Source organism: Massilia sp. 01N417 (assembly GCF_056399645.1).
On the sequence record NZ_JBFTRS010000004.1, the window covers coordinates 34,416 to 57,190 of the forward strand.

The window sequence follows — 22,775 nt, forward strand, 5'->3', positions numbered from 1 at the left end:
AGGTATGTTGAAACTACAACAGACACTATAAGCGATAAAAGTACGGTCGTGTTATTCCGCAGCTGCCGTCGCGTACAGCCTGTAGGCCACGCCGTGGCCGTCGAGTTCCAGCGGGCGCTCGTAGACCAGCCCCAGCTTCTCCAGCACCCGGCCGGACGCCGCATTCTCCGGATGCACCATGCCGACGATGCGCTTGGCGCCGTGCTCGCGAACGCCCTGCGCCATCAGCGCCCGCGCGCTCTCGGTCGCATAGCCCTTGCCCCAGCAATCGGGCAGGAAACGGTAGCCGACGTCGACCTCGCCCAGGTCTTCCAGGTATTTCAGGCCGCTGAAGCCGACCAGGCGGCCGCTGCACTTTTCGATCACGGCCATGCGGCCGTAGCCATGCACCGCATAGTCGCGCAGCGGCCGGGTGCGCAGGATCTCGCGCGCTTCGTCGAGCGTCGAGACCGGGATGTCGCCGGTGTAGCGGATGATCTCCGGCAGCGTGATCAGGGGCAGCCAGGCTTCGGCGTCGTCGAGGGTAAAGGGGCGCAGTATCAGGCGTTCGGTTTCGATTGTTGTTCGCATCACGATAAATCACTCCTCGGCGATATGGATCCTGGCCTTCACATGCTTCAGGCTGGCCACGATGGTGAAGGTCATGATCACCAGCAGCGACCACGAACTCCATTTGCTGATGTGGACGACCGACCAGGCGCCCAGCTGGTTCGGATAGCGCCACACGCCCCAGAAGGTGCCGATGTTCTCGGCCAGCCAGATGAAGAAGCCGGTCAGCACGAAGCCCAGCATCAGCGGCATGCGGCGGTCGCGGTCAAGGGGCCGGAACACCACCGTCGTCCGCGAATACAGGCCGAGGGCGCAGGCGGCCAGGTACCAGCGGTAGTCGCCGATGTAATGGTGGGTAAAGAAGTTCACGTAGATCAGGACCGCGATCGTGGTCGCCATCCAGTAAGGCGGATGGTGGCGGATGCGCAGGTCGAGCAGGCGCCAGGCCTGCACGATATAGCTGCCGACCGCCGCGTACATGAAGCCGGAGAACAGCGGCACGCCGAAGATCTTGGTATAGCCGAAGTCCGGATAGCTCCAGGACTGGACGCTGCCCGACACCTTGAAGGCTTCCAGCGCGAAGCCGACCACGTGGAACAGGCAGACCGCCTTCAGCTCGTCCCAGGTCTCCAGCTTGACCTTCACCATCCACAACTGGATCGCGATCGCCACCACCAGCAGCAGGTCGTAGCGCGGGACACCCCAGAGGCCGGCGCGCGGCATCAGGAAGATGGCGGCGAAGAACAGGCCGACGAAGAGGCAGGCACGGGCCTCCTTGACGCCGAAGTAGAGGAACTCGACGAGGCCGCGGCGCAGGCCGGCCAGAGGCCGGGGGCGGTCGTCCATCAGGAAGCTGTCGATTGCGGATAGCATGCCGGTCCGATCAGGCGGGGCGTGCGCTGTCGCGCTCGCGTTTCAGGTAGTGGGATGGCGGCTGGCCGACCAGCTTGCGGAAATCCGCGCTGAAATGGGCCTGGTCGAAGTAGCCGAGCTCCTGGGCCAGCGCGGCCAGGCCGGTCTCGCCCCCGGCCAGGCGGTCGGCGGCTTCGTGCAGGCGGAAGCGCCGGATGGTCCACTTCGGGCTCACGCCCACGTAGTCGCTGAACAGCTGCTGCAGGCTGCGCAGGTTCAAGCCGGCGGCCTCGGCCAACTGCTCGACCTGGGTCAGGCCGGGCGTGGTCTCGACCACCCGCAGGATGGCGGCGATGCGCTCGACCTGGGGATCGGGCGCCGGCAGCAGCGGCGCCAGCAAACGGGTGCAGGCCTCGACCATGCCGGCGTCATCGACGCAGTCCAGCACCGCGTCGCGGCTCGCGGCTTCATCCCAGGGGAAGACTTCGGACAGGCCCAGCACCTGGTCGGTGATGGTATGCAGGGGCTTGCCGAGCAGGGCCCGGAAGGCGCCGGGTCGGAAGCGCAGGCCGCAGACCTTGCCCTTGCCTTTCAGTTCGTAGTCGAAGGCGCCGGTCGGCACGCCCCAGATGCCGCTGCGGGCGCGGTCGAACACCAGGTGCACGCAGGGATACGGGAGGGTGCGCTGGACGTAGGGCGGCTGCTCGCCGAGATCCCATTCGACGATCCAGAAATGGTCGAGAAAGGGCGCCAGCCCGGGCGCGGGCAGATAACGCTCCATGCGGAACATCTTGCGCGCCTGGGCGGGCGCGACCACGCCTTTCGGGCGGTCCTGGACGGTTGCGAGCGGTGTCATCGGGTGCCATTCATGGGATCGTCTGCCGGGATTCTAGCATTCGCGTTTTTACAAGACGGCAATTTTATGAAGGACTATCCTGAGCGTCCTTACTCACCACGAGGACGCCATGAACCATAGCATCACCCTCTTCCACGCCCCGCACTCGCGCTCCGGCGCCGTCCGCATCCTGCTCGAGGAGCTGGGCGCACCCTATGCGCTGGAAACCGTGAACCTGAAGGCCAACGAGACCCACACACCGCGCTACCTGGCCATCAACCCGATGGGCAAGGTGCCGGCCCTGCGCGTCGCGCAAGGAGGAGACGACGTGCTGGTGACCGAACAGGCCGCCATCATGATCTACCTGGCGGACCTGTTCCCGCAGGCCGGCCTGGCGCCGGCCGTCGACGAGCTGCAGCGGGGATCGTATTTACGCTGGCTGGCCTTCTACGGTTCCTGTTTCGAACCCGCGGTGGTCGACCGGGCGATGAAGCACGAGCCGGCGCCGCCCTCGACCTGCCCTTACGGCGACTACGACACCATGCTGTCCACGCTCACCCGGCAGCTGCGCGCCGGCCCCTGGCTGCTGGGCGAGCGCTTCTCGGCGGCCGACGTCCTGTGGGGCTATGCGCTGGCCTGGACCTCGGCCTTCGAACTGGTGCCGGCGCTGCCCGAGATCGTGGACTACGTCGCCCGCTTCAATGCGCGGCCCTGCGCGCAGCGGGTCATCGAGATGGATGCGGCAATGGCGGCGGCGCAGGCCGCCTGAGTTTCACACCGGCGCCGGCGCTGCCGGCTCCGTTGCGCGCGCGGGCGCCCGGCGCGCCGCACGCGGCTGCAGCACCATCAGCGACAGCAGCGCCGGGACGCCCAGCAGCAGGCAGGCCAGGCACCAGGCCAGGCGGGCCCGCGGTCCGAGCGGGGCGCGGCGGGTCCACCAGATGGCGCCCAGGCCGGCCAGCAGGGCCAGCACGCCGGCCGCCGTCCAGGCCACGGCCGGGCGCTCGAGCAGCAGCGGCGCGAAGCGGCTGGCGCCGTAGTCCGGCACCGCGCCCTTGTCGATCACCAGGTCCGGCAGGCTCACCACCGCCTGCAGCAGCGGCGAGATCCACCAATCCTTGTGCTCGAACAGCGCCGGGAAGTCGTGGGCCAGCTCGCGCCGCGCCACTTCCGTTATCCGGCCGCCGGCATCCACCAGATACGTCACCTGGGGCGCCGCGCCGACGCCGTCGTAGCGGCGGTTGCCGGCGGTGAAACTGACCAGGGTGCCGTCCGCCACCGGCGCCGCGTCGACCCGGTGGATGTCGCCGAAATTCAGCGGCAGCGGGACGGACGCGACCGGGGCCGGCTGGCCGTTGCTGTCCTGCAGGAGCAGCACGCGGCGGTTGGTCAGGATGGCGGTGCGGCGGCCCAGCACGGCGACGCCGCCGGCCAGCTGCTCGGCGCCCTCGACATGCATCAGGTGGCGCAGACCCAGCGTGCCTCGCTGGATTTGATACAGGTCGTGGGCGTTGACCAGGTAGCCGTTGCGCTGGTTGTCCCCGATCACCACCGGCTGGGAATCGAAAGGCGTGGTGTCGCCCATCCCGCCGGCGCCGTACCAGCCGACCGGCGTACCGAGGCGGACGTGGCGGCCGCGGTAGATCATGCGGTCGTGGCTGAAGGTCCAGGCATGCTGGTGATCGTCATAGAACTCGGGCCTGTTGCGGTTCGAGACCAGGTTCCTCACCACGTACTGGCGCACTTCCGGACCCAGCTTGGCGGCATCGCCCGCCGCCACGCCTGCGCGCCAGCCGGCCGCACGCGGGTCCGGCGCTCCGGCCAGCCCCGCCTGCACCGCCTCGCGCGGCGTGAAGCGCTGCGCCTCCACCAGGCCGCCGGCCATCGCCTGCCCGCCCGACAGCGGATGCACGCCCGCCATCATCTGGCCGACCTGGAACAGCATCGAACCGCCCCACAGCAGGGCGATGTAGAAGCTCAGCTGCAGCGGCGCCGCCGAGGCGACGGTGGCGAGCGCATCGTCGCCGGTATAGCGGTTCGGCCGGAACACGGTGTAGACCAGGAACAGCAGCACCGCGTTGCAGGCGAGCGCCAGCGCCAGCACGGTGCCGTAGCTGGCCAGGTGCACGGTCAGCAGGATCGGCAGCACCAGGATCACGAAAGCCCAGCGGCTGCGGTGCAGCATGATGTAGGCGCCGGCCAGCCAGGCCGACACCGTCGACGAGACCAGGTAGAGCACGGCGGCATAATGGCGGACGTCGACCACGCGCTGGGTAAGCCGGTCCTGCAGCCCCAGCACGATGAACAGGGGCAGCGCCACCGCCAGCGCGATCAGCAGCACGGAGGCGAGCGCGATGCCGGCCAGGATGCGGCCGCGGTGCAGCGGCCGGTGCTGCAGCCAGATCCAGCGGCTCGGCTGGCGGTAGCTGCCGAACTGGTAGAGGCCGAAGCCCAGCCCGGACAGCGCATACAGCAGGAGCACGATGGCGTGCAGCTCCTTCATGCCGTTGGCGATGTCGACCGGCTGGTTCAGCACCGTCACCAGCACCAGGCTGGCGGCAAAGTAGATGGCGGCGGCATTGCGGAAGCGCCGCAGCTCGGACAAGAACAGTTCGATCATTTGCTGAATTCCTTCGGCTTAAGCGGCACGGCGGGCGCCGGCATGTCCATGGGAGAGGAAGGCGTTGACGGCACGCTCCAGGCCGAGCGCCATGGCCTGCACGCGGCGCGCGCCCAGCAGCTTGAGACGGGCCTCGAAGGCGGCGCCGTCCTGCTGGTCGAAGGTGACGATGTGGGTCAGGCCGTCGAGCTGCTGCACCTGAAGCACCCCGGGCAGCTGGTTCACCTCGGGCGCCTTGAAGGGAAACTCCGCCACCCACAGCTGTACCCGTTCGCAGAAGTCGTCCGGACCGCTCATGGTGCGCAGGCTGCCGCGCTCGAGGATCACCAGGTTGTCGGCCACCCGCTCGATCTCGTCCATCTGGTGCGAGCAGTAGACGATGGTCGACCCGTCGTCGATGCTGGACTCGAGCATGGCGTCCAGAAAGGCGCGCTTGGCGACCACGTCCAGGCCCAGGGTCGGCTCGTCGAGGATCAGCAGTTCCGGGCTCTGGGCCAGCGCCAGCGCCAGGTTCAGGCCGGCGCGTTCGCCGCGCGAGAGTTCGCCGACCCGCTGCTCGGGCAGGACGTTGAAGTGGGACAGCACCTCGTCGAAGCGCGCGCCGTTCCAGCGCTGGCGGCCATCCTGTTCGTAGTGGCGCTGCTGCATGCGCATCAGGTCGCGCACCCGCATCCAGCCAGGCAAGGTGTGCTCCTCGTTGACGAAGCCGATGCGGCCGCGCAGTTCCGGCGTGAGCCGGCCGCACTCGTGGCCCAGCACGCGCGCCGAACCGGACGTCAGGGGCTCGAAGCCCAGCAGCACCCGGAACAGCGAGGATTTGCCGGCCCCGTTGGCGCCGACGAAGGCGTGGATGCCGCCGCGCGGCAGCCGCAGGCTGAGACGGTTCAGCGCCAGCTTGCCCCTGTATTGCAGGCACAGCTCGTCGGTGTCGATGACGAATTCGCTTGGATGCTCGTTCATGCCGATTTCTTGTTTTCGTAATGGAAAAGCTCGCCCGCCACGCGGTCGAGGATGGTGTCGGCCGGGTAGTCGAGGCCGATGACGTCGCCGACGAAGCGGTCGACCGCCTCGTCGAGACGGCGCGCGCGCTCGGCGTCCGACAGGCGCTGGCGCTGCTCGGCCACGTACAGGCCCAGGCCGGCGCGCGACAGCAGCCAGCCCTCGGCGCTCAGCTCGGCATAGGCCTTGGCCACCGTGTTCGGGTTGATGGAGAGCTGCTGGGCCAGGCCGCGCACGCTGGGCAGGGCGTCGCCCGGCTGCAGCTCGCCGCCGGCCACCAGGCGTTTGATGCCGTCGGTGATCTGGCGGATGATGGGCCGCGGATCGCCGGTGACGATCTGCAGCATCAGGGGAGCACGCCGATTCATATGAACCTCACTGTACTAGGACAGATGGTACAGTAGCACCGGCCCGCGCTGTGGTCAAGCAGGAAAGAATGGAGCACAATGCGGCGTCCCGAATGCCTTACCGAAGCCCAACGATGTTCAAACAGCTGAAACAACTCTTCGCACCGCGCCAGGCCGCCGTCATCCAGGACGAGCTGCTGGTCAATGCCTACTGCACCCTGAACGAGGTGCCGCCGCTGCCCTTCCCGCACCGGCTGCACGGGCGCCGCGACAGCGGCGATCCGGCGCTGCGCCACGAACTCGGCGGCTTCCTGCACTACCTGCAGTCGCTCGGCGGCGGCAAGATGAGCAGCACCCGCTACCACGTCATGCGCCATATCCAGCGCAGCCGCCACCAGCTCAGCTTCGGCGTCGCGCGCACCGATGCCGCCGCCATCGCCGCCCTCGCCGACTGGGCGCTTGCCGCCAACGCCCTGCTGCAACTGCCGGACGGCCAGCCGCGCGACCCGCATCTGAAAGTACTGGTGTCGAGCAAGGACGGCGCCGCCGAAGCGGATGCCGCCGTGCCCTATCCGGCCGCCGCAACCCAGCGCAAGACCGCCACCGAAGCCCTGCTCGCCGCCCGCGGCCTGCCGTCCTCGCCCCACCTGCCGCCGCTGGTCGCCGAGCCGGAACTGCGGCTGCGCGGGATCCCGGAAACCGGACGCCGCGCCGTCGCCCTGCTGGCGGTGGCGCTCAGGGCGGAATCGCTGGCGAGCGGGAACCCGCTGCCGGCCGAGGAGCTGGAGCGCAAGCTGCCGGGCCTGAGCCAGGTCCTGAGTCCCGACGAAGCCGCCTTCCTGGCCGCCGCACAGCCGGACGCCGCCGAACTGGCCCGATTCTCATGGCGCTACGAAAGCCTCCAGACCCTGGAATGGGCGCTGGGCCTGGGCGAGCTTCCCTGGCCGGACCAGCCCTGCGACGCCGCGCTGACCGCGCGCAGCCTGCTGGAGCGCCTCGAGGACGTCGCCAGGGATGCACTCACGCTGCGCCCGCCGGCCGAGATCCTGGATGCCCTCGACCTCCACTACCGCCTGCACTGGCTGGTGCGCCAGGCCCGCAAGGAAGGCAAGCCGCTGCCGGCAGGGATCGATCCCGGCGTGGTCTCGGAACGCCACCACGCCCTCAACTGGCTGACCTGCTTCGAAGACGCCGGCTGGGACGACACCGACACGCCCACCTGAGGCGCGCTTCGTTCAGGTGCCGGGCAGGCGGTGGTCCCGGTACAGCTCGCGCAGGCGGTTCTTCTGGATCTTGCCGGTGCCGCCCAGCGGCAGGCTGTCGGTGAACACCACGTCGTCCGGCATCCAGAACTTCGCGATCTTCCCTTCGAAGAAGCCGAGCAGCTGTTCGCGCGTCACTTCCGCGCCGGGCCGCCGCACCACTACCAGCAGCGGGCGCTCGTCCCACTTCGGATGATGGACGCCGATGCAGGCGGCCTGCATCACGGCCGGATGGGCCATCGCGATGTTCTCCAGGTCGATCGACCCGATCCACTCGCCGCCGGACTTGATCACGTCCTTGCTGCGGTCGGTGATCTGCATGAAGCCTTCCGGGTCGATGGTGGCGACGTCGCCGGTCGGGAACCAGCCATCCTGCAGCACGTCGCCGCCTTCATCGCGGAAGTATTTGGCGACGATCCACGGCCCCTTCACCAGCAGGTGGCCGAAGCTCACGCCGTCCCAGGGCAGCTCGACGCCGTCGTCGTCGACGATCTTCATGTCGACGCCATAGATCGCGTGGCCCTGCTTCTGCAGGATCTTGCGCTGTTCTTCCTTCGGCAGCGCGAGGTGCTTGACCAACAGGCCGCCGGTGGTGCCGAGCGGGGACATCTCCGTCATGCCCCAGCCGTGGATGACCTGCACGTCGAAGCGTTCGATCAGGGTATCCATCATCGCCGGCGGACAGGCCGAGCCGCCGATCACGGTGCGGCGGAAGGTCGAGAAGCGCAAGCCGTTCTGCAGCGCGTGGTTGATCAGCCCCAGCCAGACGGTCGGCACGCCGGCCGAGAAAGTCACGCCCTCCCGCTCGAACAGCTCGTACAGCGACTTGCCGTCCAGCTGCGCGCCGGGGAAGACCATCTTCGCGCCCGACAGCAGCACCGAATACGGCAAGCCCCAGGCGTTCACATGGAACATCGGCACCACCGGCAGCACGGTGTCGCGGGCCGACACGTTCAGCACGTTCGGCATCGCCGAGGCATAGGCGTGCAGCACGGTCGAGCGGTGCGAGTACAGCGCACCCTTCGGATTGCCGGTGGTGCCCGAGGTGTAGCACAGCGCTGCGGCGGCGTTCTCGTCGAACAGCGGCCAGCTGTAGTCGCTCGCGGCGGCCTCGATCAGTTCCTCGTAGCAGAGCAGGTTCGGGATACGCGTTTCGAGCGGCATGTGGGCGCGGTCGCTCATCAGCACGAACGCCTTCACGCCCGCGCAGTGCGGCGCGATCGCCTCGACCAGCGGCAGGAAAGTCAGGTCGAAGAACAGCAGCTGGTCTTGCGCGTGGTTGACGATGTAGGCGATCTGCTCCGGATGCAGGCGCGGATTGATGGTGTGCAGGACCGCGCCCGAGCCCGACACCGCGTAATAGAGTTCGAGGTGGCGGTAGCCATTCCACGCCAGGGTGCCGACCCGCTCGCCCATCGCGATGCCGCGCTCCGCCAGCGCCCGCGCCAGGCGGCGGGCACGCAGTTCGCAGTCGCGGTAGCTGTAGCGGTGCAGGTCCGTGAGGTCGGGCTCGACCCGCCGCGAGACGATTTCGCTGCCGCCGTAATGCCGCGCGGCGAACTGGATGATGCTGGAGATCGAGAGCGGCTGGCTCATCATCTGCCCCATGACAGGGCTCTGCGGATAGGACTGCATCGGGCCTCCTGTGGTTGTTGCGGCCGAGTGTGGGACGGCTCTGCGCAGAGCGTCAACGGTTTTCGATGCTGCGCCGCATCACGAGGCAAAGGTATTCGTTACCGAATGTAACGGTAATGGGCCGCACACAAGCGCGCTCATATGATCCCGCCGTCTGGGTTAGAATCCCGGCAACTGCGACTTGAACGTCCGAACAAGAAGGAAACGCCATTACCGCTGACGACCTGCCATTCGACAATTCCTTCGCTGAATTGCCGCCCGCGTTCTACACGCGGCTGATGCCGACGCCCCTGCCTGCGCCCTACTTCGTTGCGGCCAGCGGCAGGGCCGCGGCGCTGGCCGGGCTCGACCCGGCGACCTTGCGCCAGGAGGATCTTGTCGCGGTCTTCAGCGGCAACCACGTGCCGCCGCGCTCCCAGCCCCTGTCCGCCGTCTACTCCGGCCACCAGTTCGGCCACTGGGCCGGACAACTGGGCGACGGCCGCGCCATCCTGCTGGGCCAGCTGAACGGTCCCGAAGGTCCGATGGAGCTGCAGCTGAAGGGTGCCGGCATGACGCCCTACTCGCGCATGGGCGACGGCCGCGCCGTACTGCGTTCCTCGATCCGCGAATTCCTCTGTTCGGAAGCCATGGCCGCACTCGGCATCCCGACCACGCGCGCCCTGATGCTGACCGGCTCGCACCAGCAGGTGGTGCGCGAAACCATCGAGACCGCCGCCGTCGTCACCCGCATGGCGCCGAGCTTCGTGCGCTTCGGCTCCTTCGAGCATTGGCACTACCGCGGCAGGCAGGAAGAGCTGCGCATCCTGGCCGACTACGTGATCCGCGACTTCTATCCGGAACTGCGGAACGCGGAGAACCCCTATCTGGAGCTGCTGCTCGAGGTCACGCGCCGTACCGCGCGCATGATCGCGCACTGGCAGGCGGTCGGCTTCATGCACGGGGTGATGAACACGGACAATATGTCCATCCTCGGCATCACCCTGGACTACGGTCCCTTCGGCTTCATGGAAGCCTTCGACGTCGACCACATCTGCAACCACACCGACCAGGGCGGCCGCTATTCCTACTCGAACCAGGTGCCGGTCGGCCACTGGAACTGCTATGCGCTGGCGAATGCCCTGCTGCCGCTGATCCAGGACAAGGAGGCGGCCGAGGCTGCGCTGGACGGTTATGTCGACGCCTACGGCGACAAGTTCGACGAACTGGTGCACGCCAAGCTGGGCCTGGCCACCGTGCAGGACAACGACCGCGCGCTGGCCGATGCGATGTTCAAGCTGATGCACGAGAACCGCGTCGACTTCACCCTGTTCTTCCGCCGGCTGGGCGAGCTGCGCGTCGACGTCCTCGATGACGCCGGGACCGAGGCGGCCATGCGGGTAGCCGACATGCGGGTAGCCGATCCGCCGCTACGCGACCTCTTCCTCGACCGCCCCGGCTTCGATGCCTGGGCGGCGGATTACCGCGCCCGCCTGCGCCAGGAAGGCAGCGTCGATGCCGTGCGCCGCGAAGCCATGCAGCGCGTCAATCCCAAGTACATCCTGCGCAACTATCTGGCCCAGACCGCCATCGAAAAGGCGCAGAATGGTGATTTTTCCGAAGTCCGCAAGCTGCTCGCCGTGCTGGAACATCCCTTCGACGAGCAGCCGGAGAACGAACAGTATGCGGCGCTGCCGCCGGACTGGGCATCCCACCTCGAGGTGAGCTGCTCCTCCTGATACCATCATCGAGATTCAAGACGACATCATGACCGAAAAAGTGACCAAGACCGACGCCGACTGGCGCGCCCAGCTCGACCCGATGGAATACCAGGTGACCCGCCACGCGGCCACCGAGCGCGCCTTCACGGGCAAGTACTGGGACCACCACGAACACGGCATCTACCACTGCGTCTGCTGCAATACCCCGCTGTTCGAGTCCGACGCCAAGTTCGAGTCCGGCTGCGGCTGGCCCAGCTACTTCCGCGCCATCGACCCGGACAACGTGATCGAGAAGGTCGACCGCAGCCATGGCATGGTGCGCACCGAGATCATCTGCGCCGTCTGCGACGCCCACCTGGGCCACGTGTTCGAAGACGGTCCGCCGCCGACCGGCCTGCGCTACTGCATCAATTCGGCCGCTCTGCGTTTCGAACCGGCATAATCACGGTTTTCACACTAGGCACGCGCACACGCATGAAATTCCTGTTCGACCTGTTCCCGGTCATTCTCTTCTTCGTCGTCTTCAAGTTCGCCGACGGCCACCAGGAGGCGGCCCACGCCCTGGCGGTCCAGTATATGGGCGGCCTGATCGCCGGCGGCAACCTCACCCCGGCGCAGTCGCCGATCATGCTGGCCACCGCGGTCGGCATCGTCGCCACCGTGCTGCAGATCCTGTATCTGCTGGCGCGCGGCCGCAAGGTCGACGGCATGCTGTGGCTGTCGCTGGGCGTGATCGCCGTGACCGGCGGCGCCACCATCTACTTCCACGACGAGAACTTCATCAAGTGGAAGCCGACCATCCTCTACTGGGTATTCGCGCTGGCCCTGTTCGTGGCCCAGGTCGGGTTCCGCAACAACCTGATGCGCAAGGTGATGGAAGCGCAGATCAAGCTGCCCGAACACGTCTGGGCCAAGGTCGGCTATGCCTGGATGACCTTCTTCGCCCTGGTGGGCGTGCTGAACCTGGTCATGGCCTTCATCGTCTTCAAGGACAATACCGGCGCCTGGGTCAGCTTCAAGCTGTTCGGCGTGACCGGCATCTTCTTCGCCTTCATCGTCATCCAGACCCTGATGCTGTCGAAGCACATCCAGGACCAGGAACAGGAACAGGGAGACGCGTGAGCATGGCAACCGTAAACAACGAGCGCCTCGAGCGCATCCGCTCCCTGCTGCAAGCCGCCTTGCAGCCTTCCCAGCTCGAGGTCGGCGACGACTCCCACCTGCACGTCGGCCACGCCGGCGCGGCCTCCGGCGGGGGCCATTACAGCGTCCGAATCGTTTCCGATCGCTTCGAGGGCCAGAGGCTCGTCATGCGCCATCGGCTGGTGTATGATGCCGTGCAAGGAATGATGCATACCGACATTCACGCGCTGGCGATCACCGCCCTTGCACCATCGGAATTGTCGTAAGCCTTAGCCCTTCAGGAAGTCTTAAGTAATCTGTTCGAAAATCTGCTACGTATTACAAGAACTAATCCAATCTCGTCCAAGCAACCCCCTCACAGGAACCACCATGACTTTTAAGCCAGCACGGCTGCTGTTAGCCCTGATCGCTATCGCCGCATCGTTTGCCACCTCGTCCTCGTTCGCCCAGAACCTCGCCGTCGTCAACGGCAAGGCGATCCCGTCCTCGCGCGCCGACCAGATGGTCAAGCAGGTCGTGGCCCAGGGCCAGGCAACCGATTCGCCGCAACTGCGTGAAGCGATCAAGAAGGACCTGATCGCCCGCGAAGTGATGATGCAGGAAGCGGTCAAGCAGGGTTACGACAAGAACGCGGATGTGAAGCAGGCGCTGGAGAACGCCCGCCAGACCATCGTGATCACCGCCCTGGCCCGCGACTACATCGCCAAGCATCCGGTCTCCGACGCCGAGATCAAGGCCGAGTACGACCGCTTCACCAAGCAGACCGGCGACAAGGAATACCACGTGCGCCACATCCTGGTGGAGAACGAAGCCGACGCCAACGCCATCATCGCCAAGCTGAAGAGCGGCGCCAAGTTCGAAGACCTGGCCAAGCAGTCGAAAGACACCGGCACCGCCAGCAACGGCGGCGACCTGGATTGGGCCAGCCCGTCCTCCTTCCCGCCTGAATTCGCCGCCGGCTTCACCGGCCTGAGCAAAGGCCAGATCACCGAGAAGCCGGTCAAGACCCAGGTCGGCTACCACGTGATCAAGCTGGACGACGTCCGCCCGGCCAAGCTGCCGACCCTGGACGAAGTCAAGCCGCAGATCGCCGACGCCCTGACCCAGCAGAAGCTGGCCTCGTACCAAGAGGAAATGGTCAAAAAGGCAAAGGTGCAGTAAGATGTAGCATCACCGGCGGCCCCCGTGCCGCCGGTTTTCGTCGCCTCGCGACTTTTCGTATTTGAATAGGATCGAATAAATGATTGTCAAGCCAGCCCGCCTGTTGTTAGCCATGACCGCGATGGTAGCCCTGCCGTCGTTCGCACAAAACGTCGCGACCGTCAATGGCAAGCCCATCCCTGCGGCCAAGGTCGACCAGGTCGTCAAGCAAGTTGTTGCCCAGGGCAAGGCCACCGATTCGCCGCAACTGCGCGAGGCGATCAAGCGCGACCTGATCGGCCGCGAAGTCCTGATCCAGGAAGCCGACAAGCAAGGCATCGGCACCCGTCCGGAAGTCAAGAACCAGATCGAGAATGCCCGCCAGAGCATCATCATCAACGCGATGCTGGCCGACTACGTCAAGAAGCATCCGGTCACCGACGCCGAAATCAAGGCAGAGTACGACAAGTTCAAGTCCCAGGTCGGCGACAAGGAATACCACGCCCGCCACATCCTGGTCGGCACCGAAGACGAAGCCAAGGCCATTATCGCCAAGCTGAAGGGCGGCGCCAAGTTCGAAGACCTGGCCAAGCAGTCGAAGGATCCGGGTTCGGCACAGAACGGCGGCGACCTGGACTGGGCAAGCCCGGCCAACTTCGTGCCCGAGTTCTCGAAGGCCATGACCTCGCTGAACAAAGGCCAGATCACCGAGACCCCGGTCAAGACCCAGTTCGGCTACCACGTGATCAAGCTGGAAGACACCCGTGCGGCCAAGATCCCGCCGCTGGAAGAAGTCAAGCAGCAGGTCGCGGAACAGCTGCAGCAGCGTAAGCTGGCAGCCTTCCGCGAAGAGCTGATGAAGAAGGCCAAGATCCAGTAATCCGGTCTTGCGACTCAAAAAGCGCTCCAGGCCGGAGCGCTTTTTTTTGAGCCCTTCCTTCATTCACTGCCTAAGCCTCGGGCCACCATGCACGCTCACCGCGGCCGCTCTCTGCCGCTCCGCCACCTGCTGATCCTCTTGACCGCGATCGGGCTGCTGCCCCTCGCGCTGCTCGGCATCTGGAGCATCCACGTGGCCAGCGAATACCGCCAGCGCGAGCAGGAGCGCGCGATGCTGGACCTGGCCCGCGCCCTGTCCAGCGCCGTCGACGCCGAACTCGATTCGACGGTCACCGCCCTGTCGGGCCTGGCGCGCAGCCCAGCCATGGTCGCGGGCGATATCCGCTCGTTTTACGAGGTGGCGCGCAACCAGGCCGCAAGCCAGCCCAACTGGCTGGGGGTATTCCTGGCGGACCATGAAGGAACAACCCTGTTCCGCACGAACGCGGCGTTCGGCTCCGTCATGCCGCCGCCCGTCGATCCGGAGAGTCTCCAGCAAGCGCTGGTTCTCCATCGGGCCGTCGTCGGGCGCATGATCCTTGGACCGCGGGGGCGTGCCGCCGCCGCGGTCCGGATCCCGATTACCGACGGCCGCGCGCATGCCTACGTGCTGAGCGCCGTCGTCAAGCCGGACCGCATCCTGCGCGTCATCGAGCGCCAGCAAGCGCCCTCGGACTCGCTGATCGCCGTGATCGATGCCTCCGGCCACATCGTTGCGCGCTCCAAGAACCAGGAACGCTATGTCGCCCAGCCGATCACGCCCGCGATGCGCGAACTGATGCACAAGCACGGCCAGGAGGGCACCGGCCCCACGTACACCAAGGAAGGCGACCCCGTCGCCACCGCCTACACCAGCCTGTCGCGCTACGGTTGGACGGTGATCGTGAACAGCCCGGTGACTAGCCTGCGCACCGCCTTCCTGCAGGGCGTGGGCACCTACGCGGCCGGCGTCGGCATCTCGCTGGCGATCTGCATCGCCCTCGCCTACTGGCTGTCGTGGCGCATCGTCGCCGCCTTCAACCATTTGCGCCGGGCCGCGGCGGCGGTCGGCGCCGGACGCCCCTTCAGCGTGCCGCATTCGCGCATCCGCGAACTGGGCCGCATGGGCCGCGCCCTCGAAGCGGCGGGACACCAGCGCGCCCGCCACGAACTGGAACGATCGCGCCTGCTGGCCTCGCTCGAAGACGCGCTCGAGCAGGCGCGCCGCGCCGGCCAGGCCAAGGACGAATTCCTGGCCGTGCTGGGCCACGAACTGCGCAATCCACTCAGTCCCATCGTCGCCTCGCTCGACCTGATGGACATGCGCGACGAACCCGGCGCGCAGCGCGAGCGCGCCATCATGCGGCGCCAGGTCACTCACCTGAAGCGCCTGGTCGACGACTTGCTCGACGTCTCGCGCATCGCCTCCGGCAAGCTGAACCTGCACCTGCGCCCCCTCGACCTGGCCGAGACCGTGCGCCACACCGTCGCCGCCCTGCCCGGCATGTCCATCACCCTCGAAGCGCCGGACACGCTCTGGATCGAAGGCGACGACAGCCGCCTGGTGCAGGTCCTGAACAACCTGCTGTCGAACGCGGCGCGCTTCGGCAGCACCGCCACCCACGTCAGCCTGGTGGCCGACCACGACGCCGGCCTGGCCCGGCTGACGGTGGAGGACAACGGCATCGGCATGGACGCCAAGCTGCTGTCGCGGGTCTTCGAACCCTTCTACCAGGCGCCCCAACCCTTGGCGCGCCACACGGGCGGCCTCGGCCTGGGCCTGGCCATCGTCCGCAAGATCGTCGAACTGCATGGCGGCAGCGTCAGCGCGAACAGCCCGGGCCCGAACCAGGGCAGCCGCTTCGACGTGCTGCTGCCGCTCGCCGCCGCCCCGGCCAAGCCGGCGCCAAGCGCGCCCGCCGCGGCACGGAAAACCTGCCGCATCCTGCTGGTCGACGACAATGAAGACGCCGCCGCCGGTACCGGCACCCTGCTGCGGCAGCTGGGACACAGCGTCGACGTCGCACACAACGCCATGCAGGCCCTCGCCGCCGCGCGCGTCCAGGCGCCCGAAGTCGCCATCCTCGACATCGGCCTGCCCGACATGGACGGCTACCAGCTTGCCGCGGCCCTGCGCCAGGAGCACGGCAAGGCGCTGCGCCTGGTGGCCTTGTCCGGCTATGGCCAGCAGGCCGACATCGAGCACGCCAGGGACGCTGGCTTCGACCTTCACCTGACCAAGCCGGCCACGCTGGAGGACCTGGTCCGCGCGCTGCAGCCGCCTAGCCCTGCAACAGTGACTTGAGCGCCCGCTCCAGCGCTCGGACCTTCTCGCGCATGACGGGCAGCTTGCGCAGCAGGGCCGCGCTGCGCTCCCACTCGGCGTGCGGCGCGATCGGATAGAAGCCCGTGTAGCGGCCCGGCTCGGAAATCGAAGTCGCCACCAGGGTGCCGGCCGTGATGTGCACGTGGTCGGCGATCTCGATATGGCCGTTGACCATGGCCGCGCCGCCGAAGGTGCAATGCCTGCCGATATGCGCGCTGCCGGCCACGCCGACACAGCCCGCCATTGCCGTGTGGGCGCCGATGCGGCAGTTGTGGCCGATCTGGATCTGGTTGTCGAGCTTGACCCCATCCTCGATGATGGTGTCGTCGAGGGCGCCGCGGTCGACGCTCGTGTTACAGCCGATGTCGACGTCGTCCCCGATCACCACCCGCCCGATCTGCGGGATCTTGATGTAGATCCCATCCTCCATTGCGAAGCCGAACCCGTCGCCGCCGATCACCGCCCCGGAATGCAGGATGCCGCGCGCGCCGATCACGCAGCGGGCGTGAAAAGTCACGTTGGCGAAGAAATGGGTCTGCTCCCCCACCACGGCCTCGGGACCGATATAGCAGCCGGCATCGATCACGGCGCCGGCCTTGACCACCGCATTCGCTTCCACCGTGACCTGGGCGCCGACATGGGCCGCGGGATCGATGCGCGCGCTCGCGTGCACCGCCGCGGACGGATGGATGCCCGGCTCAGGGGCGGCGCGCGGCAGCAGGAACTGCGCGGTGCGCGCGAAATAGGCATAGGGATTGGCGGTGACGATGCGGGCGCCCTCATAGGTGGCCGCCACTTCCGGCGCGTCGCGCGGCGAAAGGATCAACGCCGCCGCCCGACTGTGCGCCGCCAACGGGCGCATCCTGCTGTTACTGAGGAAACTGATGTCGCCGGGGCCGGCACGCTCCAGCGGGGCGATCGTCGACACTTCGACGTCGGGATCGCCCTCGAGTTGTCCGCCGAAGCGTTCGACCAGCTCGCCTACCCGTGTAGCCATGCGCCGTCCTCCCGGTTTGTCGATACCGGATTGGACAGCGCTTCTGGGTCAGCAGTTCCGCATCGCCGCGCGCGACAGGCGACAAGACGCCGACCGGCAGCGTGGGCCGACACCGGAATTGATTAGTGGCAGACGATCTATAGCAAATTTGATACCAGGAATCGATAACTCATTGTTTTCAATTACTTGGCGCGGCAGTACATGGCTTCATTTAACCAGATGTCAAACTACTCGACAGTAGCTGATCATGACTGCAAAAAAAAGGCGCTGTTCGCGCTAAGTGTTGAACCTGCCCAGCGCCGCTCTCAAAAAGGCGTCGGGGCTGGCAATGCGCTGCCCATCCAGCGCCCAGCGCCAGCCGAAGTAATGGCCCAGATAACGGCTGGCAACGCCGCGAAATGGCAGCAGCCAGGCGCGCATCCGGCTGTGATACGCGTTCACATTTTGGATGTGCAGCGCACCGCGCCTTCGTTCGCCGGCGCTCGCGTTGATGGCCTCATGTGAGATTCCGAGCTCCCGCGCGAATGCCGGATAGGCCGCATGGCTGTCGGTCACCAGCAGCACGTCGCGCTCCAGCCTTGGCCCCAGGTGCTCTACTAGCTGCCGCTTGCTCACGCTTCCCTTGCCGGTCACGGCATCGATGGTCTGGCCGCTGCGATCGCGTGCGACCAGGATGCACACCTGCTCGTTCGAGATCCCACGCTTTGTCGCCTTGCCGCCGCGCTTTCGTGGTGGACGAGTGAGATGTCGGGAACCCTTGTGCGATTCGAGCACATACATCTCATCGGCTTCGGCGATACCGCTCAAGCGCTGCGGGCGGTCATCCTTGCTCAAGGCCAGGAAGCGGTGACGCCATCGAAAACTGGTCGCACTGGCCACGCCGATCTCGCGCGCCGCGCGGCGCACGCTGCGGGAGTCGAGCATGCCGCCGAGGTAGTCGAGCCAGTGCGCCTTGTAGCGCAACCGGGCCAGCGGCGTCCCGCTGAGCAGATTGAAAGTGCGGCGGCAACTGCGGCAGCGGTAGCGCTGCAGTCCATGGGCGTGACCGTGGCGATAGGGTTTGCTGGCTTCGCAGTGCGGGCAACAGAGCGGCGCGGCGGGTTGCTCGACGATCTCGAGCACGCGGTCGAGGCCGGCTGCCGATTGCAGCAGTGCGCGCAGGCGGTCGCGTTGCCGCCGGGTCAGGCTGGACAGGCGTTGCAGGAACTGTTCAAACTGCCGTGCTTGCATGGAGCCTCCGTCAACGGTTCAGGTCGACATTGGACCGCAGGCTTACGGAAAAGATTCCACACCTGGCGCGAACAGCGCCCAAAAAAAAGCGCCCCCGCAGGAGCGCTTTTCGTGACGAATCACATCAAATCAACCAACCCACTTCCGCGCATTCTGGAACATGCGCGCCCAGGGCGAATTCTCACCCCAGCCATCCGGATGCCAGGACATCGTCACGGTACGCGCCACGCGCTCGGCGTGCGGCATCATCACCGTGAAGCGGCCGTCCGGCGTGGTGACCGCGGTCAGGCCGCCCGGCGAACCGTTCGGGTTGAACGGATACTGCTCGGTCGCCTGGCCGCGGTTGTCGATATAGCGCAGCGCGCCGATTGCCTTCGACAGGTCGCCGGTCTGCGAGAAGTCCGCAAAGCCTTCGCCGTGGGCGATCGCCAGCGGCGCGTGGGTGCCGGCCAGGTCGGCGAAGAAGATCGACGGCGAGTCCAGCACCTCGACCATGCCGAAGCGGGCTTCGAACTGTTCCGACTTGTTGCGGGTGAACTTCGGCCAGGCTTCGGCGCCCGGAATGATCGACTTCAGGTTGCTCATCATCTGGCAGCCGTTGCAGACGCCCATGCCGAAGGTATCGGCGCGGCCGAAGAATTCGGCGAACTGTTCCTTCAGCGCGGCGTTGAACAGGATGGTCTTGGCCCAGCCTTCGCCGGCGCCCAGCACGTCGCCGTAGGAGAAGCCGCCGACGGCGACGATGCCCTTGAAGTCATCCAGCTTCGCGCGGCCGGCGATCAGGTCGCTCATGTGCACGTCGACCGCCTTGAAGCCGGCCTGGTGCAGCGCCCAGGCGGTTTCGATGTGCGAGTTGACGCCCTGCTCGCGCAGCACCGCCACGCTCGGGCGGGCGCCGGTCGCGATGAAGGGCGCGGCGATGTTTTCCTGCGTGTCGTGCACCAGCTTCGGCGTGAAGCCCGGATCCTGCTCGTCCAGCAGGCGCTCGTATTCCTGGTCGACGCATTCCGGATTGTCGCGCAGGCGGGCGATGCGCCAGCTGGTCTCGCTCCACAGGCGGTGCAGCTCGCTGCGGCGCTTGTTGTAGATGACCTTGGTGTCGCGCGTGAATTCGATCACGCCGCGGTCGTTGACCTTGCCGATGATGTGGCTGCAGGCGCCCAGGTCGAAGGATCGCAGCACGTTCATCACCTCGCTGCGCTCGTCGTGGCGCACCTGGATGACGGCGCCCAGCTCTTCGCTGAACAGCGCGCGCAGGGTCATCTCGTTGCGGCGTTCGCCGACTTGCGCGGTCCAGTTCTTGGCGTCGCCATGGTCGGAAGCGTGCTCGCCTTCCATGGTCAGGATGTCGAGGTTGACCGACACGCCGGCGCGGCCGGCGAAGGCCATCTCGCACAGGGTCGCGTACAGGCCGCCGTCCGAACGGTCGTGATAGGCCAGCAGCTTGCCGTCCGCGTTCAGCTGCTGGATCGCGGCGAAGAAGGCTTTCAGGTCCTGCGGGTTGTCGAGGTCCGGGGTATCGTTGCCGACCTGGTTCGTGACCTGGGCCAGGCTCGATGCGCCGAGGCGGTTCTTGCCGCGGCCGAGGTCGACCAGGATCAGCGAAGTGTCGCCAAGGTCGGTGCGCAGCTGCGGCGTGAGGGTCTTGCGCACGTCATGGACCGGTGCGAACGAGGACACGATCAGCGACACCGGCGAAATCACGGCCTTGGCTTCGCCGTTGTCGTTCCAGGTGGTGCGCATCGACAGCGAATCCTTGCCGACCGGGATCGAGATGCCCAGCGCCGGGCACAGTTCCATGCCAACCGCCTTCACGGTATCGAACAGGGCGGCGTCCTGGCCCGGCTGGCCGCAGGCCGCCATCCAGTTGGCCGACAGCTTGATGTCTTCGATACTGGCGATCGGGGCGGCGGCGATGTTGGTGATCGCCTCGCCGACGGCCATGCGGCCCGAGGCGGCGGCGTCGATCACGGCCACCGGGGTGCGCTCGCCCATCGCCATCGCCTCGCCCTTGTAGCCTTCAAAGCTCAGGGTGGTGACGGCGCAGTCGGCGACCGGCACCTGCCACGGACCGACCATCTGGTCGCGCACGCTCATGCCGCCGACGCTGCGGTCGCCGATGGTGATCAGGAAGGATTTGTCGGCCACGGTCGGCAGCAGCAGCACGCGGCGCGCCACTTCATCCAGTTCCAGGCCGGTCACGTCGACCGGCTGGAAGGTATTCTGCACGTGGGTCACGTCGCGCTGCATCTTCGGCGGCTTGCCGAGCAGGACGTCCATCGGCATGTCGACCGGCGAGGTGCTGGTGATCGGGTCGATCAGGCGCAGCTGGCGCTCTTCGGTGGCGACGCCGACGGCCGCGAAGGGGCAGCGCTCGCGTTCGCAGATGGCGGCGAAGCGCGCCAGGTCGTCGGGCGAGATCGCCAGCACGTAGCGCTCCTGCGACTCGTTGCTCCAGATTTCGCGCGGCGACATGCCGCTCTCTTCCAGCGGCACCTTGCGCAGGTCGAAGGTTGCGCCGCGCTTGGCGTCGTTGGTGATCTCGGGGAAGGCGTTCGAGATGCCGCCGGCGCCGACGTCGTGGATCGAGATGATCGGGTTGGCTTCGCCCAGCTGCCAGCAGGAGTTGATCACTTCCTGGGCGCGGCGCTCCATCTCCGGATTGCCGCGCTGGACCGAGTCGAAGTCCAGGTCGGCGGTGTTGGTGCCGGTCGCCATCGAGGACGCCGCCGCGCCGGCCATGCCGATGCGCATGCCCGGACCGCCCAGCTGCAGCAGCAGGCTGCCGACCGGGATGTCGTTCTTGTGGGTATGGGCGTCCGAGATGTTGCCGATGCCGCCGGCGATCATGATCGGCTTGTGGTAGCCGAACACGGTGTTCTCGCCCATCGCCGTCTTGCCGACGTTCTGTTCGTAGGTGCGGAAGTAACCGCCCAGCACCGGACGGCCGAATTCGTTCGAGAAAGCGGCGCCGCCCAGCGGGCCGTCGACCATGATCTGCAGCGGCGAGGCGATGCGCTCGGGCTTGCCGTAGGCCGGCACTTCCCAGGGCTGTTCGGCACCGGGGATCGCCAGGTTCGACACGGTGAAGCCGGTCAGGCCGGCCTTCGGCTTGGCGCCGCGGCCGGTCGCGCCTTCGTCGCGGATCTCGCCGCCGGCACCGGTGGAGGCGCCCGGGAACGGCGAGATCGCGGTCGGGTGGTTGTGGGTCTCGACCTTCATCAGCGTGTGGGTCAGCTCGGTCATGGGCTTGTATTCCTGGACGCCGTCTTCACCCTGCTGCGGGAAGAAGCGCATCGCTGCGCTGCCTTCCATGATGGCCGAGTTGTCGCTGTACGCCACCACCGTGCCCTTGGGCTGCAGCTGGTGGGTGTTCTTGATCATCTGGAACAGCGACTTGTCCTGCTTGACGCCGTCGATGGTCCACTCGGCGTTGAAGATCTTGTGGCGGCAGTGCTCGCTGTTCGCCTGGGCGAACATCATCAGCTCGACGTCGGTCGGGTTGCGCTGGGCCTTGGTGAAGGCGTCGAGCAGGTAGTCGATCTCGTCTTCGGCCAGGGCCAGGCCCATGTCGCGGTTGGCTTCTTCCAGCGCCAGCCGGCCCTTGCCCAGCACGTCGATGGCTTCGAGCGGACGGCCTTCGAGTTCGCTGAACAGGGCCTGCGCTTCGTCGGCGCTGCGCAGCACGGTCTCGGTCATGCGGTCGTGCAGCAGGGCTGCCACGGCCTGGACTTCGTCGGCGCCCAGCTTCTTCGGCGCCCCGAATCCGGTGCCGAGGATGCCGCTCTTGAGCACCACGGTATAGGCCACGCCGCGTTCGATGCGGTGGATGTGGGCCATGCCGCAGTTGTGCGCGATGTCGGTCGCTTTCGAGGCCCAGGGCGAGATCGTGCCCAGGCGCGGGATCACGAAGTACTCCTCGGTCACGCCCTCGTACTGCGTTTCCGGCACAGGCTCGCCGTAGGTGAGCATGGCCGACAGGCGCTCCGTGTCCTCGGTGGACAAGGGGCTGCTTGCGTCGATGAAGTGGTAGTAACGGGCCTGGACCGCGGCAATCGTCGGGGCGACGGCTTGCAGCTGGGCGAGGAGGCGTTGGCTACGGAAGGCGGAGAGGGCATTGGAACCCGGCAGAATCAACATGGCTTGGTAGTCGGTTGATGCAGCGTGGCTGCGGGTGGAAGATAGCCCGCTATTATACAGCGTCGCCCCTGCCTCGGCTCTGGTCTTCCTGGTATGGTTGCCGGAACGGCAAGGAATAGGTATCTTAGCGGGGGAGACCCAA

Annotated in this window: 19 protein-coding genes; 9 read left to right on the forward strand and 10 right to left on the reverse strand. The window is 66.8% G+C overall.

Features of this window, described 5'->3' with window-relative positions; all coding sequences use genetic code 11:
• Positions 1 to 51: 51 nt before the first annotated feature.
• The 3 genes from AC1DOQ_RS05585 to AC1DOQ_RS05595 are packed head-to-tail and all read right to left on the reverse strand — an operon-like array spanning position 52 to position 2,257.
• Positions 52 to 570 carry a GNAT family N-acetyltransferase gene (locus AC1DOQ_RS05585; protein ID WP_477361518.1) on the reverse strand — a complete coding sequence of 173 codons (519 nt, stop codon included), beginning with the start codon at positions 568 to 570 and terminating at the stop codon, positions 52 to 54.
• A gap of 9 nt (positions 571 to 579) precedes the next feature.
• Positions 580 to 1,422, reverse strand: coding sequence for a DUF817 domain-containing protein (locus AC1DOQ_RS05590; RefSeq protein WP_477361053.1), 843 nt, complete (start codon positions 1,420 to 1,422; stop codon positions 580 to 582).
• Positions 1,423 to 1,432: 10 nt separating this feature from the next.
• The gene (locus AC1DOQ_RS05595; RefSeq protein WP_477361055.1) at positions 1,433 to 2,257 is read right to left on the reverse strand and encodes a DUF6597 domain-containing transcriptional factor; all 825 of its coding nucleotides are present in this window, start codon (positions 2,255 to 2,257) and stop codon (positions 1,433 to 1,435) included.
• A gap of 109 nt (positions 2,258 to 2,366) precedes the next feature.
• Here AC1DOQ_RS05595 and AC1DOQ_RS05600 point away from each other — a divergent pair, with 109 nt between their 5' ends.
• Positions 2,367 to 3,005, forward strand: coding sequence for a glutathione S-transferase family protein (locus tag AC1DOQ_RS05600; RefSeq protein WP_477361057.1), 639 nt, complete (start codon positions 2,367 to 2,369; stop codon positions 3,003 to 3,005).
• A 3-nt stretch (positions 3,006 to 3,008) separates the two neighbouring features.
• Here AC1DOQ_RS05600 and AC1DOQ_RS05605 read toward each other — a convergent pair whose 3' ends face one another.
• Genes AC1DOQ_RS05605 through AC1DOQ_RS05615 form a run of 3 tightly spaced genes read right to left on the reverse strand, consistent with a single transcriptional unit; the run spans position 3,009 to position 6,223 of the window.
• Positions 3,009 to 4,856 carry a hypothetical protein gene (locus AC1DOQ_RS05605; RefSeq protein WP_477361059.1) on the reverse strand — a complete coding sequence of 616 codons (1,848 nt, stop codon included), beginning with the start codon at positions 4,854 to 4,856 and terminating at the stop codon, positions 3,009 to 3,011.
• A gap of 18 nt (positions 4,857 to 4,874) precedes the next feature.
• Positions 4,875 to 5,816: an ABC transporter ATP-binding protein gene (locus AC1DOQ_RS05610; protein ID WP_477361061.1), complete on the reverse strand. Its 942-nt coding sequence runs from the start codon at positions 5,814 to 5,816 to the stop codon at positions 4,875 to 4,877.
• Positions 5,813 to 6,223, reverse strand: a complete 411-nt coding sequence (locus tag AC1DOQ_RS05615; protein ID WP_477361063.1) for a GntR family transcriptional regulator — start codon at positions 6,221 to 6,223, stop codon at positions 5,813 to 5,815. The genes AC1DOQ_RS05610 and AC1DOQ_RS05615 overlap by 4 nt, the downstream gene beginning before the upstream one ends.
• Positions 6,224 to 6,336: 113 nt before the next feature.
• Between AC1DOQ_RS05615 and AC1DOQ_RS05620 the strand changes: the two genes are divergently transcribed.
• On the forward strand, positions 6,337 to 7,425 hold the full coding sequence (locus AC1DOQ_RS05620) for a DUF4272 domain-containing protein (RefSeq protein ID WP_477361065.1): 1,089 nt from the start codon (positions 6,337 to 6,339) through the stop codon (positions 7,423 to 7,425).
• A 12-nt stretch (positions 7,426 to 7,437) separates the two neighbouring features.
• On the opposite strand, the gene AC1DOQ_RS05625 is transcribed toward AC1DOQ_RS05620, so the two are convergent.
• A complete protein-coding gene (locus tag AC1DOQ_RS05625) occupies positions 7,438 to 9,099 on the reverse strand; it encodes a 3-(methylthio)propionyl-CoA ligase (RefSeq protein WP_477361067.1) in 1,662 nt (553 codons plus the stop codon).
• 278 nt (positions 9,100 to 9,377) lie between these two features.
• Here AC1DOQ_RS05625 and AC1DOQ_RS05630 point away from each other — a divergent pair, with 278 nt between their 5' ends.
• From AC1DOQ_RS05630 to AC1DOQ_RS05660, 7 genes are all read left to right on the forward strand, one after another.
• A complete protein-coding gene (locus tag AC1DOQ_RS05630) occupies positions 9,378 to 10,817 on the forward strand; it encodes a protein adenylyltransferase SelO (protein WP_477361069.1) in 1,440 nt (479 codons plus the stop codon).
• 28 nt (positions 10,818 to 10,845) lie between these two features.
• Positions 10,846 to 11,241 (forward strand): peptide-methionine (R)-S-oxide reductase MsrB, encoded by a 396-nt coding sequence (gene msrB, locus AC1DOQ_RS05635; RefSeq protein ID WP_477361071.1) that lies wholly within the window; start codon positions 10,846 to 10,848, stop codon positions 11,239 to 11,241.
• A 32-nt stretch (positions 11,242 to 11,273) separates the two neighbouring features.
• Positions 11,274 to 11,921, forward strand: coding sequence for a septation protein A (locus AC1DOQ_RS05640; protein ID WP_477361073.1), 648 nt, complete (start codon positions 11,274 to 11,276; stop codon positions 11,919 to 11,921).
• A gap of 2 nt (positions 11,922 to 11,923) precedes the next feature.
• A complete protein-coding gene (locus tag AC1DOQ_RS05645) occupies positions 11,924 to 12,208 on the forward strand; it encodes a BolA family protein (RefSeq protein WP_477361075.1) in 285 nt (94 codons plus the stop codon).
• Positions 12,209 to 12,311: 103 nt separating this feature from the next.
• Positions 12,312 to 13,103, forward strand: coding sequence for a peptidylprolyl isomerase (locus tag AC1DOQ_RS05650; protein WP_477361077.1), 792 nt, complete (start codon positions 12,312 to 12,314; stop codon positions 13,101 to 13,103).
• A gap of 79 nt (positions 13,104 to 13,182) precedes the next feature.
• Positions 13,183 to 13,962, forward strand: a complete 780-nt coding sequence (locus AC1DOQ_RS05655; protein WP_477361079.1) for a peptidylprolyl isomerase — start codon at positions 13,183 to 13,185, stop codon at positions 13,960 to 13,962.
• Positions 13,963 to 14,049: 87 nt separating this feature from the next.
• The gene (locus tag AC1DOQ_RS05660) at positions 14,050 to 16,245 is read left to right on the forward strand and encodes an ATP-binding protein (RefSeq protein WP_477361081.1); all 2,196 of its coding nucleotides are present in this window, start codon (positions 14,050 to 14,052) and stop codon (positions 16,243 to 16,245) included.
• Here AC1DOQ_RS05660 and lpxD read toward each other — a convergent pair.
• The 3 genes from lpxD to purL all read right to left on the reverse strand — a co-directional run bounded on the left by lpxD (position 16,223) and on the right by purL (position 22,633).
• Positions 16,223 to 17,263, reverse strand: a complete 1,041-nt coding sequence (lpxD, locus tag AC1DOQ_RS05665) for a UDP-3-O-(3-hydroxymyristoyl)glucosamine N-acyltransferase (RefSeq protein WP_477361083.1) — start codon at positions 17,261 to 17,263, stop codon at positions 16,223 to 16,225. The two genes, AC1DOQ_RS05660 and lpxD, sit on opposite strands and share 23 nt — an antisense overlap.
• Positions 17,264 to 17,539: 276 nt before the next feature.
• Positions 17,540 to 18,493 (reverse strand): IS1595 family transposase, encoded by a 954-nt coding sequence (locus AC1DOQ_RS05670; RefSeq protein WP_477361085.1) that lies wholly within the window; start codon positions 18,491 to 18,493, stop codon positions 17,540 to 17,542.
• 129 nt (positions 18,494 to 18,622) lie between these two features.
• Positions 18,623 to 22,633: a phosphoribosylformylglycinamidine synthase gene (purL, locus tag AC1DOQ_RS05675; protein WP_477361087.1), complete on the reverse strand. Its 4,011-nt coding sequence runs from the start codon at positions 22,631 to 22,633 to the stop codon at positions 18,623 to 18,625.
• Positions 22,634 to 22,775 lie beyond the last annotated feature (142 nt).

Excerpts from the sequence above, each read along its gene's own strand:
- AC1DOQ_RS05585 (WP_477361518.1), bottom strand. The coding sequence starts at position 570 with ATGCGAACAACAATCGAAACCGAACGCCTGATACTGCGCCCCTTTACC.
- AC1DOQ_RS05590 (WP_477361053.1), bottom strand. The coding sequence starts at position 1,422 with ATGCTATCCGCAATCGACAGCTTCCTGATGGACGACCGCCCCCGGCCT.
- AC1DOQ_RS05595 (WP_477361055.1), bottom strand. The coding sequence starts at position 2,257 with ATGACACCGCTCGCAACCGTCCAGGACCGCCCGAAAGGCGTGGTCGCG.
- AC1DOQ_RS05600 (WP_477361057.1), top strand. The coding sequence starts at position 2,367 with ATGAACCATAGCATCACCCTCTTCCACGCCCCGCACTCGCGCTCCGGC.
- AC1DOQ_RS05605 (WP_477361059.1), bottom strand. The coding sequence starts at position 4,856 with ATGATCGAACTGTTCTTGTCCGAGCTGCGGCGCTTCCGCAATGCCGCC.
- AC1DOQ_RS05610 (WP_477361061.1), bottom strand. The coding sequence starts at position 5,816 with ATGAACGAGCATCCAAGCGAATTCGTCATCGACACCGACGAGCTGTGC.
- AC1DOQ_RS05615 (WP_477361063.1), bottom strand. The coding sequence starts at position 6,223 with ATGAATCGGCGTGCTCCCCTGATGCTGCAGATCGTCACCGGCGATCCG.
- AC1DOQ_RS05620 (WP_477361065.1), top strand. The coding sequence starts at position 6,337 with ATGTTCAAACAGCTGAAACAACTCTTCGCACCGCGCCAGGCCGCCGTC.
- AC1DOQ_RS05625 (WP_477361067.1), bottom strand. The coding sequence starts at position 9,099 with ATGCAGTCCTATCCGCAGAGCCCTGTCATGGGGCAGATGATGAGCCAG.
- AC1DOQ_RS05630 (WP_477361069.1), top strand. The coding sequence starts at position 9,378 with ATGCCGACGCCCCTGCCTGCGCCCTACTTCGTTGCGGCCAGCGGCAGG.
- msrB (WP_477361071.1), top strand. The coding sequence starts at position 10,846 with ATGACCGAAAAAGTGACCAAGACCGACGCCGACTGGCGCGCCCAGCTC.
- AC1DOQ_RS05640 (WP_477361073.1), top strand. The coding sequence starts at position 11,274 with ATGAAATTCCTGTTCGACCTGTTCCCGGTCATTCTCTTCTTCGTCGTC.
- AC1DOQ_RS05645 (WP_477361075.1), top strand. The coding sequence starts at position 11,924 with ATGGCAACCGTAAACAACGAGCGCCTCGAGCGCATCCGCTCCCTGCTG.
- AC1DOQ_RS05650 (WP_477361077.1), top strand. The coding sequence starts at position 12,312 with ATGACTTTTAAGCCAGCACGGCTGCTGTTAGCCCTGATCGCTATCGCC.
- AC1DOQ_RS05655 (WP_477361079.1), top strand. The coding sequence starts at position 13,183 with ATGATTGTCAAGCCAGCCCGCCTGTTGTTAGCCATGACCGCGATGGTA.
- AC1DOQ_RS05660 (WP_477361081.1), top strand. The coding sequence starts at position 14,050 with ATGCACGCTCACCGCGGCCGCTCTCTGCCGCTCCGCCACCTGCTGATC.
- lpxD (WP_477361083.1), bottom strand. The coding sequence starts at position 17,263 with ATGGCTACACGGGTAGGCGAGCTGGTCGAACGCTTCGGCGGACAACTC.
- AC1DOQ_RS05670 (WP_477361085.1), bottom strand. The coding sequence starts at position 18,493 with ATGCAAGCACGGCAGTTTGAACAGTTCCTGCAACGCCTGTCCAGCCTG.
- purL (WP_477361087.1), bottom strand. The coding sequence starts at position 22,633 with ATGTTGATTCTGCCGGGTTCCAATGCCCTCTCCGCCTTCCGTAGCCAA.